This is a genomic window from Halomonas sp. ABH4_019 (assembly GCF_056159885.1).
The window spans coordinates 364,709-381,975 of the sequence record NZ_JBSWWC010000004.1; the positions used below are offsets into that span (position 1 = coordinate 364,709).

Sequence of the window (17,267 nt, forward strand, 5' to 3'; positions counted from 1 at the left end):
GCCCTGGCGGGTTTTTTGTGTCTGACCGCACAATCTATACGTAAACGCATTGACCATCTTAATACGTTTTCGTATTGTTCCCCTATCGGCTCACGACATGGATGGGGACATCGCATGGAACACACACCGCAGTTCGTCGAGTTCGCCGGGTGGCGATGCCAGGTCGGCCAGCCTCGCCAGGGGCTACTCACCGAGAAGCAGGGCATGGTCATCGCCGGCATGGCAGCGGGCTGGACTCAGAAGGAAATCGCCAGGGCCCGGGGTATCTCACCCGCCACGGTGAAGACCACCGCAGAGAAGGTCTATCACTCCCTCCGCGCCAGCCGAGCCACCGACGCCATCGCCAAGGCGATGCGCCGCGGCTGGATCGCGCCCCTGGTGCTGGTCCTGCTGGTCGCCGACCTCAACGGCACCACCCTCCGCGTCCGCCAGCCAGTGCGCACGCGCCAGCCATTGGCAGCCACCAGCCGGATCGCCCGGCGCGACCTCGGGAGTGTCTTCGCATGAACCAGCACGAGACCGCCACTCAGTTCACCTACCACGTGCGCGAGATCGCCGCGGCCTGGCGCGATCACGCCCAGCGCCACGGGATCACCGACCCCGAGACCCAGCTGGTAGCCCAGCGCGCCGTGTCGACCTCACCCCGGGCCGGATACCGGCCCGCGTTCTTCGTGCCCAGCACCGGAGAGCTGGTGACCATCGTCGCCCAGGAGCCACACCGCACCCAGGAAGAAGCCATCAGCTGGCTGCGCTGGATGCTCGAACAGCTCCACCACAACGGGAACATCACCCTGTTCCGCCGGGAGGACGCCGCATGCGCATGACAGCCAACGACCGCAGCGCCCTGGGCCTGGTGCTGTTCTTCGTCTCCCTGGTGGTGGGTACCGCCCTGCTGCTCGCCCTCGCCGCGGTCACCCGGATGGATGCCCGGGTCGCCGCCGAGTCGCACCGGCAGTACTGCGAAGACGTCGCCCTGTGGCGCGCCGAGATCGAGCGGGGTGTGCCGCTGAACCGTCGCGCCGGCCAGCCCGATTACCGCGAGATCGCCGACGAGCAGTGCCCTGCCCCACGGCGTATCACCCCCAGCACCGAGCGCCAGCTGGTGCAGTTCTGACCCAAGGAGAGCGAGATGGAAGCCAACCCCCACGCCTTTGCGCAGATGCTCGCCAAGATGCGTCGCGGCCAGACCGCCGAGGAGCTCAGCGAGAAGCTGATGGAAGCCCAGGAGGCCTGCAAGGAGACCGGCAAGCAGGCGGTCCTCACGTACCGCGTGAAGATCAAGCCCGAGAAGGGCATGCCTGGCATGTACATGCTGACCGACGAGATCAAGGCCCAGCTGCCGGAACTGGATCGCGGCGCCAGCGTGATGTTCGAGGACGCGAACCTGCAGCTCCAGCTGGAGGATCCGCGTCAGCAGAAGATGGATCTTCGCGAGGTGCCGGACGCCCCGCGTGAGACCAAGACCGTGGCCGAAGAGCCCAAGCCCACCACGATCAAGCAGGTGTGACCATGGAAGACCTGACCCTCAAGACCACCACCGGAGAAGCCATTGCCGCTGGCATGGCGCTGACCAAGGTCGACCCGGAAACTCAGGAGACCGTACTGGTACCCGAGGGCTTCCGCCTGGAGGACCTCGAGCGATTCCACGCTGTACCGCGGCGTACACGCCAGAAGGTGGCGATCCACAACGCCGCCGACTTCACGCGCTACGTGAACCGCTTCAAGGACTCGGAGACCACCGTCTATGCCGACCTGGAGCGCACTCGCTTCACCGCGGTACTGAACCACCCCGGCGCCGGCCTGCCGGCCTGGGGCGACCACCGGGCGACCTACGCCTGCCCGCACTCGCGCAGCTGGATCACCTGGACGGCAGCCGATGGCAAGTCCATGCGCCAGGTCGACTTCGCCAAGTTCATCGAAGACAACCTCCCGGACGTCCAGCAGCCCAGCGGCAGCGACATCCTGACCATCAGCCGCACCCTGGAGGCCAAGAAGAAGGTCGACTTCCAGAGCGGCGTGCGTCTCGACAACGGCGAGGTGCAGATCACCTTCAACGAAGAGATCAAGGGCACCGCCGGCAAGGGCACGATCGAGATCCCCGAGACCTTCGAGCTGGGCATCCCAGTCTTCGAGGGCGGCGACCACTATGCCCTGACCGCTCGCCTCCGCTACCGCATCCACGACGGCCAGCTGGTCATGTGGTTCGACCTGCTGCGCCCCGAGCGCCTCTTGGAAGACGCCTTCGCCAGCACCTTGGAGCAGATCCGCCAGGACCTCGGCGACGACGTGATGATGCTCCACGCCGACGCGCCAGCCAGCTAACTCTCCGGTCGCCCTGGTCGCACCAGGGCCTCGCCCCAGGCAGCGCCGGCCAGTGCCACGGGGACCACGAGCAAAACGCCGGCAGCTGGTGACGAGTTACCCCATCGCTCGGGCGCCAGCACCCCATCAGTTCCCTGCACTTCCCCGCCTGCGGGCGGGGCCTTTTCCCAGGGCAGCGGTGAGGCAGTCGTCAAGGATTGCTTGACCACTGGCTTGGGCTAAATCACCGGAGAACCACATGATCGAGCAACACGAGATCCGCCACTTCCACTTGTTCTGCGGCCTCGGCGGTGGTGCCGCGGGCTTCAACCGCGGCCACGCCCGGGTGGGCGCCATGGATGCGCGGTTCCGCTGCATCGGCGGTATCGACTCCGACCCGGGCGCCATCGCCGACTTCGGCCGGCTGGCCGGCACCCCGGGCACGGTGCTAGACCTGTTCGACCGCGACCAGTACCAGGCCTTCCACGACGCTGAGCCGCCGGCAAGCTGGCGGGAAGCCACCCCGGCCGACATCCAGGCCGCGGCCGGTGGCGAGCGTCCCCATATCGTGTTCCTGTCGGCGCCCTGTAAGGGATTCTCGGGCCTGCTCTCGCAGTCACGCAGCACCACCCCGAAATATCAGGCCCTCAACCGCCTCACCGTCCGCGGCATCTGGCTCACCCTGGAAGCCTTCGCCGACGATCCCCCCGAGCTGCTGATCTTCGAGAACGTGCCCAGGATCGCTAATCGCGGTCGGCCGCTGCTGGACAGCATCACCGCCCTGCTCGAGCAGTACGGCTATCACGTTGCCGAGACCACCCACGACTGTGGCGAACTCGGCGGCCTGGCCCAATCGCGAAAGCGGTTCCTCCTGGTCGCGCGCCATGCCGAGAAAGTGCCGCCCTTCCTGTACGAACCCGAGCGCCGCCCGCTTCGCTCGGTCGGGGCGGTGCTCGGCGACATGCCGATGCCCGGCGATGAACTGGCCGGGCCCATGCACCGCGTCCCACGCCTGCAGTGGAAAACCTGGGTCCGGCTGGCCTTCGTTGAGGCGGGGAGCGACTGGCGGTCGCTGAACCGGCTGGCCGTCGAGGATGGCCACCTGCGGGACTACCTCATCATGCCCGAGAGGCGAAACGGATTCCTGGGTGTCAACGATTGGGACGAGGCCGCCGGCACCGTCGCCGGGGCCAGCCGGCCAGGCAACGGCGCCTTCTCGGTCGCGGATCCGCGCTTCGACCAGTCGGCGCGCTGGAACCACGGCCAGGCCTACGGCGTGCGGCGCTGGGATGAAACCACCGGCGCCGTCACCGGCCAGCCGTCGCCCGGGCAGGGATCGTTCAGCGTGGCGGACCCGCGGCTCAGCGGCATCCGGCACAACAACGTGTTCCGCATCATGCCCTGGGCAGCGACCAGCCAGGCAGTCACCGGCGGCGGCGGCCCCACGGCTGGCGGCCTGGCGGTGGCTGATCCGCGCCCGGGCCTGCGCCGCGGGCAAGGCGACCCCTGGCTGCATGGCGGCCATTACGGCGTCCTCCCATGGAGTGCCACCTGCGGCGCCGTCTCGGCATCGGCGGGCCACGACAACGGGCCCTGGTCGATCGCCGATCCGCGGCAGGGGATCGCACACCTTCCCCTCGAAGGCGAATACCTGCCGGCGGCCAACGAGCGGCTAGTCGCCCAGATTCGTGCACTGGACGGCACATGGCACCGCCCGTTTACGACGTTGGAGCTCGCGGCCCTACAGGGGCTGGTCGATCCATGGGGGATGCTCGAGCTCGACGGCCTCAACGACTCGGCGTGGCGCGAACGCATTGGCAACGCCGTGCCGCCGGATGCCGCCGAGGCCATCGCTGGCGTCATGGGCACCACCTTGCTGCTGGCCTGGGCCGGCGAAACCTTCGTCCTGGGCTCGACGCCGATCTGGGTCCGCCAGGTCGCCGCCGGTCTTTCCCTCCAGCCCACTGGATCGCCCATGGAGGATGTGCAGTGACCCAGCCCACCCACACCCACAAGACCCAGGGCGGGCGTTTCGCCTTGGTCGCCTTGCACCACGGGACAGGGGCCCTGGATGGCCAGCGCCTGGCGCTCTATCGCGACCTGGACCGCGACGTCGAGAGCGTCGCCCTCGAGGGGGAATGGCGCCAGCACTGGCGAGAGATCGAGACAGACGACTGCAGCGTCTGCATGGGCACCGGCCGGGACGCCATCAAGGGCGCCGCCGGCCAGCCGTGCGGCGGCTGCTATGGCCTCGGGAAAGTCCGGCGGGACGGAGAGACGCCGGACGACATGTGGCAGCTGGCCGAGATAGCCGGTCGCCTACTCCAGCGCCAGCAGACGGCCATACAGCGGCTGCACAGCCTCGAGGCCATGCCCGAGGTCCGGGAGCTGGTGAAGCGCCGGAAGGACGAAGCCGTGGGGCGGCAGGAGCAGGAATGGCGTGATGGTCGGGGCAAGGGCCCCAACGGCCAGCGGAGAACAGGAGACTAAGATGATGGGAAAGCTGATGGATCTCGATCAGTGGCGGCAAGCTCGCTTCGCCGGCAATCCGCCATCCATGACCACCGTGCGCCGCTGGTGCCGCGAGGGACATGTGCCCGCCAAGAAGATGGGCGGCACATGGTTCATCGACCTCGACGCCGAGAGACGCCAGACCGGCAACCCGCTGGCGGATAGTGTGCTGGAGGCTTGAGATGGCGCCACGGCCAAGGAAGCGCAAGAACAAGGGGCTGGAGCCCAACCTCTATGAGCGAGACGGCTACTACACTTATCGCCGCCCGGATACCGGCACCTGGCATGGGCTGGGCCGAGACCGCTCCCAGGCACAGGACGCCGCTAGAATCCTGAACGCCCGGCTCCACCAAGGCGTGGACTATGTCGCCAGGGTGATGGGTGAGGAAGGCGACACCCTGGCCACCGCGGTGAAGGCCTGGCTTGCCGAATGGGTCGAGCCGGACAAGAAGCTCTCGAAGTGGACGAAGCGTGCCAAGCGTGGCCGCGGCAATCGGCTGATCGAGGACGCCGGCGACATGCCGCTCGCCACGATCGATACCCGATGGTGCGCTCAGTACCTCGACGAAAACCATCAGGGCAGTGCCTATGTGCAATATCGAGCCGTGCTCAGGCAGGTATGCCAATTCGCGCAGACGAAAGGCTGGCTGCAAACGAACCCTGTGGAGCCCACCCGCTCGAGCAACCAGTATGAGAAGGTCCGGCGGCGCCTCACAGTCGAGCAGTTCCAGGCCATCTACGCTCACGCTCCCGACTGGATGCAGATCGCCATGGAGCTCGGCCTCTTGTGCCTGTTCGGGCGCGCCGAGGCCGTCAACGCTCGCTTCGATGATGTGCGAGGCGACCGCTTGCACTACATCCGCCAGAAGACCAAGGAGCGGAGCAAGACAGCGTATGTAGCCATTGAGATCACACCACCCGTCGAGGACCTCATCAAGCGCGCCCGAGCTCTACCACCGATGTCACCCTACATCGTGCACCGCCACCCCGAACGGATGCGCAAGAGTGCCAGCAAGGACCACTGGACACAGCTCAGCGGCGACCAGCTGAGCAAGGAGTTTGCCCGGCTGCGCGTGAAGGTGCCAAGCATCAAGCGGCTGCCGGAGAATGCTCGGCCGACATTTCACGAGATCCGCGCCCTGGGCTCACGCCTGCAGGAGCTCGCCGGCGCCGATGTGGCCGACATCCAGGTGCTGATGGGACATGCCGATCCGGACATGACGCAGGTCTATCTGGACGGCCACGACATCCGCTGGCAACAGGCCAAGGGCACCGCCTTGAGCATGGCCGAGCTGCTGTCAAAACCCAGCGCGTAACCTGTTGAATTGTATTGGCTGCAATGGCCATTTTGGCCGCCCCTGAAATAGCCCTGTTTTCCCAGCACCAACAAGAACTTAAAGGATACTTGACGCAAAAATGGGGTTGCAAAGGTCGCTGGTTCGAATCCAGTCGCTCCGACCATCGAACATCGAAAAGCCGCCACTTACGGGTCATGCCGGGTGGCGGCTTTTTTCATGATTGTCGATAATTTCACGATACCTGCCCGCAAGACCCATCAGCCTCTCTCCAGGCCGTTTCCTCCGATCACGGATCACGCCACCCGGCTGTAAGGCCATCGCGTCCTCGCCGACACAGTGATGTCGAACCACGAAACCGGTTGGAGGACAACACCATGAAACGCTCAGCGATCAGTGCGGTTATTCTGTCCCTCGGCGCCCTGATGATGACGCTCCCGGCCCTGGCGATGGATAGCGACGTCATTCAGAAAATCAACATGGAGATCAGTCAGCCATTGGCACCCGAACACGCCGCGATGAGCACCGAGACGGTACGCCATGACGATCTGACACATTCTCGAAAGTCCACGAAATAACGTCTAGCGACGACGATACCACTTGGCGCAGGCCGGTTCCTGCCATGAAGGGGAGCCACTCGGTGCACGCCACGGGATCCGCCAACACACCGACCGGGAGCCACGAGGGCTCCCGGTCGGTGTCGCTTGGGCAGGTGGAAGGGCTTAACCGATGTAGCGAGCGATGGCCCGTTCGGCCGCGAACTCGGCCTCGGCGACGGCGGTCCAGTGAGCGAGGACCTCCGGAATCAGGGAAGTGGGCATGACGAGCTCCATATTCAAACGTATGTATAGGCATCATACCCTATCCGGCGCGCCGAATCGCCGCCATTCGCCATTCGGCTAAGCCCCGCCGATACTATGGACGAGGAGCAACCGGGAGGTGGACGCATGCGCCATTACGAGAGAACCCATATCGGCTTCGACGAACGAGGCAACGAGTACATCATCGACGAATATCGCGATCTCCCCGATCTCGACAGCCTGCAGCACGGTGGGGCCATCAGCCGCGGACTGACCCTGTTCAAGACCCGCGACGGTCACGAGGTGGAGTGCCTCTCTCCCGGCACGTTCTCGGTGCGCATCCCCGGCGAGGAGAACGGTGTCTCGGTCTGGACCCACGATCCGGAGCATGTCTGATAGGCTGAAGGCTCCCACGACTGGAGCCCGACATGTCACGCCGAGTCCCGACCGCCCTGCTCTGCCTCGCCCTGCTGGCGCCCCTCTCCGGCTGCACCACCTACACCTGGCCCGACGGCCAACGCGAGACGGTCTGGGGTGTCCCCGCCCAGGACGAGACCAAGAGCGAGGAGCAGCGCCGCGCCGAAGGTGTTCAGTACCGCCAGCCCGGCGAGCTCCCCGAGTGAGGCTCAGTCGGCGCGCCCCAGCCGCCAGACCAGGCCGAGATTGTTGGCCGGCATCTCCACCAGCCGCTCGAGGCTCAGGCCATGCCGCTCGGCCACCGCCGTGACCTCCGCCAGGTCCCGCAGCCCCCAGCGGGGTCCCGCGCCCGCAGGTCGGCATCGAAGGTGAGGCTCAGTCGGCGCGCCCCAGCCGCCAGACCAGGCCGAGATTGTTGGCCGGCATCTCCACCAGCCGCTCCAGACGTAGACCGTGCCGCTCGGCCACCGCCGTGACCTCCGCCAGGTCCCGCAGCCCCCATCGCGGATCCCGCGCCCGCAGGTCGGCATCGAAGGCCAGGTTGCTGGCGGTGGTCGGGCACTCCGCCCGCCGGTAGGGGCCATAGAGGAACAGCACGCCACCGGGCACCAAGCGCTCCCCTGCCCGGGCCATCAGCGACTCGGTGACCGCCCAGGGCGAGATATGCAACAGGTTGATGGCGACGATCGCATCATAGGGCCCCGCGGGCCAGTCCCCGGTGACGTCCAGGGCCAGCGGCACGGCCAGGTTGGGCAGCCCGGTGGTTACGCGCCAGGCGTCGATCGAGGCGCGAGCCGCCGGCGCCGGGTCGCTGGGCTGCCACCGCCAATCGGGGCGGGCGCCGGCAAAGTGGCAGGCATGCTCGCCGCTGCCGGCGGCCAGTTCGAGGACCCGTGCCGGCCCGGGCAGCGCCGCCTCGAGCACCTCGAGGATCGGCTGTCGGTTGCGGGCCGCGGCGGGGCTGTGCAATCGGGCATCGGTCATGGCGGGGCTCCTGGCGGGAAAGACGAAGGAATTGGCACACGATGATAGCGCCCCGGTCCATCAGCTCACCAGGCCGGCCGTCACCGGGGTGCCTCGCGCCCCGCTCCCGGGTAGACTGACGCCCAGGCGCCCGCCGGCCCCGACCGAGAGGCCACCGGGCGCCCGGCACTACCGACCCACCAGTGAAGGACTCACGGCCGACCATGGGCAGCACTCTCCCGCTCTACCTCAGGATCCAGCAGCACCTGCTGGAAAAGATTCGCGGTGGCGAATGGGCGCCTCATCACCAGATTCCTCCGGAGGAACAGCTGGCCCGAGACTTCGGCGTCAGCCGCATGACCGCCAACAAGGCCATCCGCGACCTGGTCCAACAGGGTTACCTGACCCGCCAACCCGGCGTCGGCACCTTCGTCACCGACCACAAGGCGGAATCCTCGCTGGTCGAGGTGCACAACATCGCCACCGAGGTCGCCAGCCGCGGCCACCACTACACCAGTCAACTGCTCACCGCCGAGGCGCTCGACGCCAGCGACGAAGTCTCCATGCGCCTCGGCGTTCGCCTCGGCACCCGGGTCTTCCATACCCTGATCATCCATCGCGAGGACGGCGTACCGATCCAGCTGGAGGATCGCTACGTCAATCCCCGCCAGGTGCCCCACTACCTGGAGACCGACTTCGCCCGCCACACTCCCAACGAGGTGCTGGAGGCCGCCTGCCCGATCAGCGACGTCGAACACGTCGTGGAGGCGGTGCTGGTCGATGCAGACACCGCCGAGCGGCTCGAGATGGCCCCGAACCAGCCCTGCCTGCGCATGATCCGGCGCACCTGGTCCGGCGACCATCTGGTCAGCTACGCCCGCCTGCTGCACCCTGGTGACCGCTACAAGCTGCGCTCCTCGCTGCATACCAGCTGACCCCGGGCTCGTTCTCACGGATCCTGGGCCCGCGTCATCGCCGAGGCGTTGAGCAGGCGATGCAGTACCGCCATCACCCCCAGCGTGATCGTCATGGCCACGCTCATCGAGCTGAAACGATAGAGGGCGTCGTAGAAGAAGTCCTGGTTCGGCCCCAGGTACTGGCCGAACAGGATGCCAAGCGTGGTCAGGCCGCCGAACCCGACGCCCGAGCCAGCACCCTCGAGCAGGTGAATCCGCGCGAAGCACATCAGTCCGATCCAGTAGCTGAGCAGCACCAGCAGCAGGTGATCGCTCTGGGTGAACAGCATCAGCTGCAACAGGATCGCCAGGTTACAGCCCAGCAGAGCGCCTACGGCCCGCTTGACCGCGGACAGCCGGGCGCCGGGATAGCCCAGCGCGAAAAGAATCAGGATCGTGGCCATCTGGGCCGACAGCGAATCGCGCAGGTCCAGCGTCTGGAACACCACGAACGACAGCGTGGCCGTGCAGGCGCCGATCAGCGTCTGATGGCGCACCAGGGCGGCCGACTTCTCTGCGCCCGCCGGGCGCGGGCGGGGCGCGGTGTCGGGGAACGCCAGATGCATCACCGCGGCGATGGCCACCGCCAGCATGCTGGCCGTCACGTGATTGGCCAGCAGGTCCAGGAGATCGACGGACGGGTAGCTGGCGAAGTGCAGCAGGATGCTCAGCGTCAGCACGCCGTTGGCGCCGAACAGGAACAGCGGCCCCTTGGCCATCAATCGAAAGCGGATGGCGAACAGCAGGAACACCAGCCCGGTCATCACCACCGGCAGGTGCTGGGTCAGCCCCACCACCAGGGTCACCTCGACCAGGTTGAGGAACACGTTGCCGAGGAACTGGCGGATCACGTGGGCGTTGAGCGCCGGGATCATGCCCAGCAGGAACATCGGAAAGACGGTATAGAAGACGCCGTAGTTCCAGCCCATCAGGTGACTGACGACGAAACCAAGCCCGGCTCCGCAGGCGATGCGCTGACACTGGCGCAGGTCGTTGGCCGAGAAGCGCGACTCGCCGGGCTCCGCCTCCTGCAGACCGGTGCCGCGATGGGCCAGCACCGGACCCAGCGTGCGCGTCAGCAGTCGCCGCACGCCGCGACCGAGCCCGGCGAGCGAGGCACCGCTACGTTCACCCTCGCTAGCGGCCTGCTCAGTAGACATAGTGCAGCCAGGACATCAGACGAATCTGAAACCCGCCGAACAGCGACGCCAGCGGACTGGCCGCCGGCAGCAGCTGCACGGTGGCCCGAGCGCCGCTGACGGGCAGCGACGCCGGCGGATCCTGCACCTCGAGATGCAGGCGCACGCGTTGGGCGTCCCGCACCCAGCGGTCGGTGGTCGGAATGTCCGCCAACTGGCCGTCCGCGGCCAGCTGGCCGGCACGGACCCCGGCATCCAGCGAGGCCACCCGCGCCTCGAACACTCGGCCCGGCAGGGCATCGAACACCACCCACGCGCCTTCGCCCTCACGCACATGGCGCAGGCTCTTCTCGCGCAGGTCGGCGACCAGGTCGAGGCGCTCCCCCACCAGTGCCAGGGCCGGCCGCCCCCGGGTCGCGTAGTCGCCTTCGCGCAACTGCAGGTTGGTCACCACCCCATCGCGCTCGGCCCGCACCAGGGTATGCGCCAGATCCAGCTGGGCCTGTTCGATGGCGTTGTTCGCCTGACGCAGCTGCAGGTTACCGTCCCCCCGGTCACCGAGTTTCACTTCTAACTGACGCACCCGCGCCCGGGCCGCGTCCACCGACGCCCTGGCCTGGCGCTCCTGGGCCACGATGCTGTCGACACGCTGCCGGGAGATGCCCTGGCGCGCCAGCAGCGACTCGGCCCGGCGGCGCTCACCGGCCAGTTCCTCGGCCGACGCGCGTGCCGCCTCGAGGTCGGCCCGCGCCCCGACGAGGTCGGCCTCGATCAAGGCGTTGTCGCGCTCCACGCCCTCGCGGGCCAGCCGCGCCTCGCGTAGCGCCAGCGCGAAGGGGGCGCGCTCCAGCGAGAACAGCACGTCGCCGCGCTCGACCCGCTGGTTGTTGGCCACGGCGACCGCCTCGACCCGCCCCGAGACCTCCGGTGCCACCCGCACCACGGGGCGCAGCACGCGCGCCTGGGGCGTCATCGGCATATAGCTATCGGCGACCACGAAATAGACGAACAGCACGCAGAAGGCCACCAGCGCGACCCGGACCCAGCGCGCGAAACTCTGATCTGGAGACATCGAAAAGCTTCCTGACACATCACTCGATGCCGCCGACAGAGCCGACGGCGCGACAAAAGGTCGGCGATCATAGCAAATCATTTAGCATGCTAAAAGAATGATCGGCCCGTTCTCGATGTCGCCAGGCATGGTGAAAAGCAAACGACCGGAGGCGCTCCCACGCCTCCGGCCGTCAACGACTTCCCTGTCCAGGCCATGCGGCCCGGTCATCTACCCGCTCAGGCCCTGCACTAGGTAGCCGGTCGGCACCGCCAGCAGCAGGCTCAGCGCCACACGCAGGAACCACACCACCACGATGCGTCCCACCGACAGCGGAATGCTGGTGGACAGGATGCAGGGGATCGAGGCCGAGAAGAACAGCACCGCCGACACCGAGACCACGCCGGTGGCGAAGCGCGCCACGAAGTCGGCCTCGCCCATCAGCAGCGCCGGCAGGAACATCTCGGCGAGCCCCGCCGCCGCGGCCTGGGCCAGCTCGGCCGCCTCCGGCACGCCCCACACGGCGACGAACGGGTAGAACACCCAGCCCAGCCACTCGAACACCGGGGTGTACTTGGCGAGCAACAGCCCCGCCAACCCCACCGACATGATCGACGGCAGGATGCTGATGGCCATCACCAGCCCCTCGCGGAAGTTCAGCGCTACGCTGGCCGGCAGGCTCGGTGCCTTGGCGGCCACGTCGAGGCCGGTCTGCCAGGCGGTGGCAAATCGCTTGCCGGACGCCGCCTCGGGCTCGGGGTGGCGCTTGGTGTCGTCCATGCCGGCCAGCGGCGGCAGCCGCACGGTGATGGCGGTGACCAGGAAGGTGATGCAAAGCGTCAGCCAGAAGTAGGCGTTCCACACGCTCATCAGGTCCAGGGTCTTGGCGACGATGATCATGAAGGTCGCCGAGACGGTGGAGAAACCGGTGGCGATGATCGCCGCCTCACGGGCCGAGTACTCGCCGGCCCGATAGACCCGGTTGGTGATCAACAGCCCGATCGAGTAGCTGCCGACGAAGGACGCCACCGCATCGATGGCGCTGCGGCCCGGGGTACGCCAGATCGGGCGCATCACCGGCTGGACCAGCACGCCGATCAGCTCGAGCAGCCCGAAGCCGATCAGCAGCGCCAGGAAGATGGCGCCGATCGGCACGATCAGCCCTACCGGAATCACCAGCTTGTCGAACAGGAACGGCAGCATGTCCGGCGTGTGCAGGAAGGCCGGCCCCCAGCCGGTCAGCGCCAGCACCGCCGTGATGATCCCGGCGAGCTTCAGCACGGTGAACACCCTGTCGGTCACACTGCGCCGCCAGGTGCCCTTCCACAGCGGATAAATGGCGCCCGCCACGATCAGCGCCAGCGCGTAGAAGCCGCTGGCCTCGCCGAGCAGCGTCCGGGCGCCGGTGACCATGTGATCGAGCAGGATGGTGGTCTTGCCGCCCAGGCTCAGCGGCACGAAGAAGATCAGCACGCCCAGCAGGCTGGGCAGGAAGAGTTTCAGCGCCACGGCCGGCGAATGGTGTCGCGCCGGCGTCGAAGCGGAGGGAGGGGTAGCCATGTTGCACTCCTGGGTTGTCGTTGTGATGACGACGCGTCGCCGCCATGTAATGTATATACATTATGCCGACCTCGGGACGCCAATTCGTCGCTCCCTCTTTCGCTTATACTTTGGTATTAGCCCGGCGTCTCGGCTTCTCCAGATGCCGAACGATTCAGCTCAACCATCTGATTTTTAATTTATATTTCAGGGCCTCCCCACAAAACTACCGGTCGGTCTACAGATGATCCGAAGGGGTGACGGATCCGCAAGGATCGGCTAGCATTTGTATATACAAACTTACACGGAGGCGCTCCCATGACCCAAGACACGCCGACCCGCCTGCTGTGGCGCGACGTCACCGTCTTCGACGGGCTGGCCACCTGCCCCGAGCCGATGGCGGTCATCGTCGAGGGAGAGCGCATCGCCGCATTGACGCCGATGCGCGAGCTCGACGCCGGGCGGGCCGCCGACTGCCGGGAGATGGGCCGCGGCGGCGTCATGACGCCCGGCCTGGTGGACTGCCACACCCACATCGTCTTCGGCGGCGGCCGCGCCGACGAGTTCGAGGCGCGCCTCGAGGGCGCGAGCTACGAGGAGATCGCCCGGCGCGGCGGCGGCATCCTGAGCACCGTCAACGCCACCCGGGACGCCGACGAGGACACCCTGTTCGCCGCCGCCCTGCCCCGGCTGACGGCGATGATCGCCGACGGCGCCACCACGGTGGAGATCAAGTCGGGCTACGGCCTGTCCGTGGACGGCGAGCTGAAGATGCTGCGCGTGGCGCGTCGGCTCGGCGAGGCCCTGCCGGTGCGTATCGTCACCACCCTGCTCGGCGCCCACGCCCTGCCGCCGGAATATCGCCACGACAGCGATGCCTATATCGACCTGGTCTGCGACGAGATGATCCCGGCCGCGGCCGCCGAGGGGCTGGCCGACGCGGTGGACGTGTTCTGCGAGACGATCGCCTTCTCGGTGGCCCAGTGCGAACGAGTCTTCCAGGCGGCCGCGGCCCATGGCCTGCCCATCAAGGCCCACGCCGAGCAGCTCTCGAACCTTGGCGGCAGCGCCATGGCGGCGCGTCACGGCGCGCTGTCCGCCGACCACATCGAGTACCTCGACCAGGCCGGCGTCGACGCCATGCGCGAGGCGGGCAGCGTGGCGGTGATCCTGCCCGGTGCCTTCCACACCCTGCGCGAGACGCAGCAACCGCCCATCGCCGCGCTGCGCGAGGCCGGCGTGCCCATGGCCGTGGCCACCGACGCCAACCCGGGCAGCTCGCCGCTGTTCATGCCGACGCTGATGCTCAACCTCGCCTGCACCCTGTTCCGGCTCACCCCGCGCGAGGCCCTGGCCGGCATGACCGCCCACGGTGCCGCCGCCCTGGGTCGTCGCGACCTGGGACGGCTGTACGAGGGCGCACCCGCCGATCTCTGCGTGTGGGACATCGACTCGCCCGCCGAACTCGCCTATGCCGTCCAGCCGGGTCGGCTGCGCCAGCGGGTCTTCCAGGGAGCCATCAGCCATGAGCACTGAAACCGCCAAGCCCGTGGAGATCGACATGGGCGTCTGGCAGGGTCGCACCGACCCGGAGCCCGACAGCGAGCGCTGGCACCAGCGCGTGCGTCCCCTCGACGCCGATGCCGCCCCCGGCGCCGTGCTGGTCGGCTTCCAAAGCGACGCCGGCGTGGCCCGCAACCAGGGGCGCACCGGCGCCGCCGCCGGGCCTAGCGCCATTCGCCGCGCCCTGGCGCCGCTGGCCTGGCACCGGGAAGGACCGGCCCATGACGCCGGCGACGTGAGCTGCGAGGGCGACGCCCTCGAGGCCGCCCAGGAGGCCCTGGCCGCGCGCCTGGCCCCGCTGCTCGAGGCCGGCCACCTGCCCATCGTGCTCGGCGGCGGCCACGAGGTGGCCTATGCCAGCTGGTCGGGCCTGGCCCGCCACCTCGAGGCGCAAGAGGCCAGGCCACGGATCAGCATCATCAACTTCGATGCCCACTTCGACCTGCGCGACCCGGCCCATGTGCGCTCCTCCGGCACGCCCTTCGCCCAGATCGCCGAGCAGTGCCAGGAGCGGGGCTGGCCCTTCCGCTACGCCTGCCTGGGCGTCAGCCGCGCCGCCAACACCCGTGCGCTGTTCGCCCGGGCCGAGGCCCTCGACGTGCTGGTCCGCGAGGATCGCGAGTTCGATGCCCGCCGGCTGGACGCCCTGCGGCGCGACATCGAGCGCTTCATCGCCCGCTGCGATCACGTCTACCTGACCATCGACCTGGACGTGCTGCCCGCCGCCGAGGCCCCCGGCGTCAGCGCCCCCGCCGCTCGCGGCGTGTCGCTGGCCCTGCTCGAGCCGCTGCTCGAGGCGATCCGCGACAGCGGCAAGCTGCGCCTGGCCGACCTGGCCGAGCTGAATCCCGATTTCGATCTGGACGCCCGCACCGCCAAGGCGGCGGCCCGGCTCGTCCATCTACTGACCCTGAACGGCTGAACCGCCACCCCGGCCGTCAGCCCCCTTACCGCGAGACCCTGCGAGGAACAAGAGCATGTCCGATACCGACAAGCGCCGGAGCGCCGGCCGCCACGACCCGAGCCGCCAGATTGCCGCCCCCACCGGGACCGAGCTGTCCTGCAAGAGCTGGCTCACCGAAGCACCGCTGCGCATGCTGATGAACAACCTGCACCCGGACGTCGCCGAGCGCCCCGAGGACCTGGTGGTCTACGGCGGCATCGGCCGCGCCGCCCGCGACTGGGCGTGCTACGACAAGATCGTCGAGACCCTCCAGCGCCTGGAGGACACCCAGTCGCTGCTGATCCAGTCCGGCAAGCCGGTGGGCGTGTTCGAGACCCACAAGGACGCGCCCCGCGTGCTGATCGCCAACTCCAACCTGGTGCCGGCCTGGGCCAACTGGGAGCACTTCAACGAGCTGGATCGCAAGGGCCTGATGATGTATGGCCAGATGACCGCCGGCTCGTGGATCTATATCGGCTCCCAGGGCATCGTCCAGGGCACCTACGAGACCTTCGTCGAGGCCGGGCGCCAACACTACGACGGCGAGCTCGCCGGCCGCTGGATCCTCACCGCCGGCCTCGGCGGCATGGGTGGCGCCCAGCCGCTGGCCGCCACGCTGGCCGGCGCCTGCTCGCTGAACATCGAGTGCCAGCAGTCGAGCCTCGACTTCCGCCTGCGCACCCGCTATCTGGACGAACAGGCCGACGATCTGGACGACGCCCTGGCCCGCATTGAGCGCTACACCGCCGAGGGCAAGGCAATCTCCATCGGCCTGTGCGCCAACGCCGCCGACGTGCTGCCCGAACTGGTCAAGCGCGGCGTCAAGCCGGACATGGTCACCGACCAGACCAGCGCCCACGACCCGCTGCACGGCTATCTGCCGGCCGGCTGGACCTGGGACGAGTACGTCGAACGCGGCAAGGCCGAGCCCAAGGCCACCGTCAAGGCCGCCAAGCGCTCCATGGCGGTACACGTGCAGGCCATGCTCGACTTCCAGGCGATGGGCGTGCCGACCTTCGACTACGGCAACAACATCCGCCAGATGGCCCAGGAGGAAGGGGTCGACAACGCCTTCGACTTCCCCGGCTTCGTGCCGGCCTATATCCGCCCGCTGTTCTGCCAGGGCATCGGCCCGTTCCGCTGGGCGGCGCTGTCCGGCGACCCCGAGGACATCTACAAGACCGACCAGAAGGTCAAGGAACTGATCCCGGACGACCCGCACCTGCACAACTGGCTCGACATGGCCCGCGAGCGGATCTCCTTCCAGGGCCTGCCGGCGCGCATCTGCTGGGTCGGCCTCAAGGACCGCGCGCGGCTCGGCCAGGCCTTCAACGAGATGGTCGCCAACGGCGAGCTCAAGGCGCCGGTGGTGATCGGCCGCGACCACCTGGACTCCGGCTCGGTGGCCAGCCCCAACCGCGAGACCGAGGCCATGCAGGACGGCTCCGACGCCGTGTCCGACTGGCCGCTGCTCAACGCCCTGCTCAACACCGCCGGCGGCGCCACCTGGGTGTCGCTGCACCACGGCGGCGGCGTGGGCATGGGCTACTCGCAGCACGCCGGCGTGGTGATCGTCGCCGACGGCAGCGATGACGCCCACGCCCGCCTGGGCCGGGTGCTGCGCAACGACCCGGGCACCGGCGTGATGCGCCACGCCGATGCCGGCTACGACATCGCCAAGCGCTGTGCCGCGGAAAACGACCTCGACCTGCCGATGGTCGATAGGTAAGAGCATCTCCCACGACTCGCCCACCGGAACCCGATAGACCGGAGCAGGCCGACGCACAGG

Annotated in this window: 21 protein-coding genes; 16 read left to right on the plus strand and 5 right to left on the minus strand. The window is 68.0% G+C overall.

The window, feature by feature from the left end:
* Positions 1–114 precede the first annotated feature (114 nt).
* The 12 genes from ACXAFN_RS17520 (at position 115) to ACXAFN_RS17575 (ending at position 7,530) form a co-directional block, all read left to right on the plus strand.
* Positions 115–507, plus strand: coding sequence for a response regulator transcription factor (locus ACXAFN_RS17520; protein ID WP_474990832.1), 393 nt, complete (start codon positions 115–117; stop codon positions 505–507).
* The gene (locus ACXAFN_RS17525; RefSeq protein ID WP_474990834.1) at positions 504–824 is read left to right on the plus strand and encodes a hypothetical protein; all 321 of its coding nucleotides are present in this window, start codon (positions 504–506) and stop codon (positions 822–824) included. The genes ACXAFN_RS17520 and ACXAFN_RS17525 overlap by 4 nt, the downstream gene beginning before the upstream one ends.
* A complete protein-coding gene (locus tag ACXAFN_RS17530; protein ID WP_474990836.1) occupies positions 815–1,114 on the plus strand; it encodes a hypothetical protein in 300 nt (99 codons plus the stop codon). The genes ACXAFN_RS17525 and ACXAFN_RS17530 overlap by 10 nt, the downstream gene beginning before the upstream one ends.
* Positions 1,115–1,129: 15 nt before the next feature.
* Positions 1,130–1,507: a hypothetical protein gene (locus ACXAFN_RS17535; protein ID WP_474990838.1), complete on the plus strand. Its 378-nt coding sequence runs from the start codon at positions 1,130–1,132 to the stop codon at positions 1,505–1,507.
* Between the two features lie 2 nt (positions 1,508–1,509).
* On the plus strand, positions 1,510–2,322 hold the full coding sequence (locus tag ACXAFN_RS17540; RefSeq protein WP_474990840.1) for a YfdQ family protein: 813 nt from the start codon (positions 1,510–1,512) through the stop codon (positions 2,320–2,322).
* 238 nt (positions 2,323–2,560) lie between these two features.
* Complete coding sequence (locus ACXAFN_RS17545; protein ID WP_474990842.1) at positions 2,561–4,294, plus strand: DNA cytosine methyltransferase; 1,734 nt, start codon at positions 2,561–2,563, stop codon at positions 4,292–4,294.
* Positions 4,291–4,791: a hypothetical protein gene (locus ACXAFN_RS17550; RefSeq protein ID WP_474990844.1), complete on the plus strand. Its 501-nt coding sequence runs from the start codon at positions 4,291–4,293 to the stop codon at positions 4,789–4,791. Before ACXAFN_RS17545 ends, ACXAFN_RS17550 begins: the two co-directional genes overlap by 4 nt.
* Position 4,792: 1 nt before the next feature.
* Positions 4,793–4,993, plus strand: coding sequence for an excisionase (locus tag ACXAFN_RS17555; protein ID WP_016854756.1), 201 nt, complete (start codon positions 4,793–4,795; stop codon positions 4,991–4,993).
* Between the two features lies 1 nt (position 4,994).
* A complete protein-coding gene (locus ACXAFN_RS17560) occupies positions 4,995–6,128 on the plus strand; it encodes a phage integrase Arm DNA-binding domain-containing protein (RefSeq protein WP_474990846.1) in 1,134 nt (377 codons plus the stop codon).
* 356 nt (positions 6,129–6,484) lie between these two features.
* Positions 6,485–6,685, plus strand: a complete 201-nt coding sequence (locus ACXAFN_RS17565; protein WP_474990848.1) for a hypothetical protein — start codon at positions 6,485–6,487, stop codon at positions 6,683–6,685.
* Positions 6,686–7,054: 369 nt separating this feature from the next.
* On the plus strand, positions 7,055–7,303 hold the full coding sequence (locus ACXAFN_RS17570) for a hypothetical protein (RefSeq protein WP_474990850.1): 249 nt from the start codon (positions 7,055–7,057) through the stop codon (positions 7,301–7,303).
* A gap of 32 nt (positions 7,304–7,335) precedes the next feature.
* The gene (locus ACXAFN_RS17575) at positions 7,336–7,530 is read left to right on the plus strand and encodes a hypothetical protein (RefSeq protein ID WP_474990852.1); all 195 of its coding nucleotides are present in this window, start codon (positions 7,336–7,338) and stop codon (positions 7,528–7,530) included.
* 3 nt (positions 7,531–7,533) lie between these two features.
* On the opposite strand, the gene ACXAFN_RS17580 is transcribed toward ACXAFN_RS17575, so the two are convergent.
* A complete protein-coding gene (locus ACXAFN_RS17580; protein WP_474991065.1) occupies positions 7,534–7,737 on the minus strand; it encodes a DUF938 domain-containing protein in 204 nt (67 codons plus the stop codon).
* On the minus strand, positions 7,700–8,308 hold the full coding sequence (locus ACXAFN_RS17585; RefSeq protein WP_474990854.1) for a DUF938 domain-containing protein: 609 nt from the start codon (positions 8,306–8,308) through the stop codon (positions 7,700–7,702). The genes ACXAFN_RS17580 and ACXAFN_RS17585 overlap by 38 nt, the downstream gene beginning before the upstream one ends.
* A gap of 203 nt (positions 8,309–8,511) precedes the next feature.
* Here ACXAFN_RS17585 and hutC point away from each other — a divergent pair, with 203 nt between their 5' ends.
* Positions 8,512–9,222: a histidine utilization repressor gene (gene hutC, locus ACXAFN_RS17590; RefSeq protein ID WP_474990856.1), complete on the plus strand. Its 711-nt coding sequence runs from the start codon at positions 8,512–8,514 to the stop codon at positions 9,220–9,222.
* Between the two features lie 14 nt (positions 9,223–9,236).
* Here hutC and ACXAFN_RS17595 read toward each other — a convergent pair whose 3' ends face one another.
* The 3 genes from ACXAFN_RS17595 to ACXAFN_RS17605 form a co-directional block, all read right to left on the minus strand.
* Positions 9,237–10,403, minus strand: coding sequence for a DUF2955 domain-containing protein (locus ACXAFN_RS17595; RefSeq protein WP_474990858.1), 1,167 nt, complete (start codon positions 10,401–10,403; stop codon positions 9,237–9,239).
* On the minus strand, positions 10,393–11,454 hold the full coding sequence (locus ACXAFN_RS17600) for an HlyD family secretion protein (RefSeq protein ID WP_474990868.1): 1,062 nt from the start codon (positions 11,452–11,454) through the stop codon (positions 10,393–10,395). The genes ACXAFN_RS17595 and ACXAFN_RS17600 overlap by 11 nt, the downstream gene beginning before the upstream one ends.
* A gap of 210 nt (positions 11,455–11,664) precedes the next feature.
* Entirely contained in the window at positions 11,665–12,993 is a 1,329-nt protein-coding gene (locus tag ACXAFN_RS17605; protein ID WP_474990870.1) for a YjiH family protein, read from the minus strand.
* Positions 12,994–13,290: 297 nt separating this feature from the next.
* Between ACXAFN_RS17605 and hutI the strand changes: the two genes are divergently transcribed.
* Genes hutI through hutU form a run of 3 tightly spaced genes read left to right on the plus strand, consistent with a single transcriptional unit; the run spans position 13,291 to position 17,207 of the window.
* Positions 13,291–14,508 (plus strand): imidazolonepropionase, encoded by a 1,218-nt coding sequence (hutI, locus tag ACXAFN_RS17610; protein ID WP_474990872.1) that lies wholly within the window; start codon positions 13,291–13,293, stop codon positions 14,506–14,508.
* Entirely contained in the window at positions 14,498–15,457 is a 960-nt protein-coding gene (gene hutG, locus ACXAFN_RS17615) for a formimidoylglutamase (protein WP_474990874.1), read from the plus strand. Before hutI ends, hutG begins: the two co-directional genes overlap by 11 nt.
* A gap of 55 nt (positions 15,458–15,512) precedes the next feature.
* Positions 15,513–17,207 (plus strand): urocanate hydratase, encoded by a 1,695-nt coding sequence (gene hutU / locus ACXAFN_RS17620; protein WP_474990876.1) that lies wholly within the window; start codon positions 15,513–15,515, stop codon positions 17,205–17,207.
* The last annotated feature ends 60 nt before the right edge of the window (positions 17,208–17,267 follow it).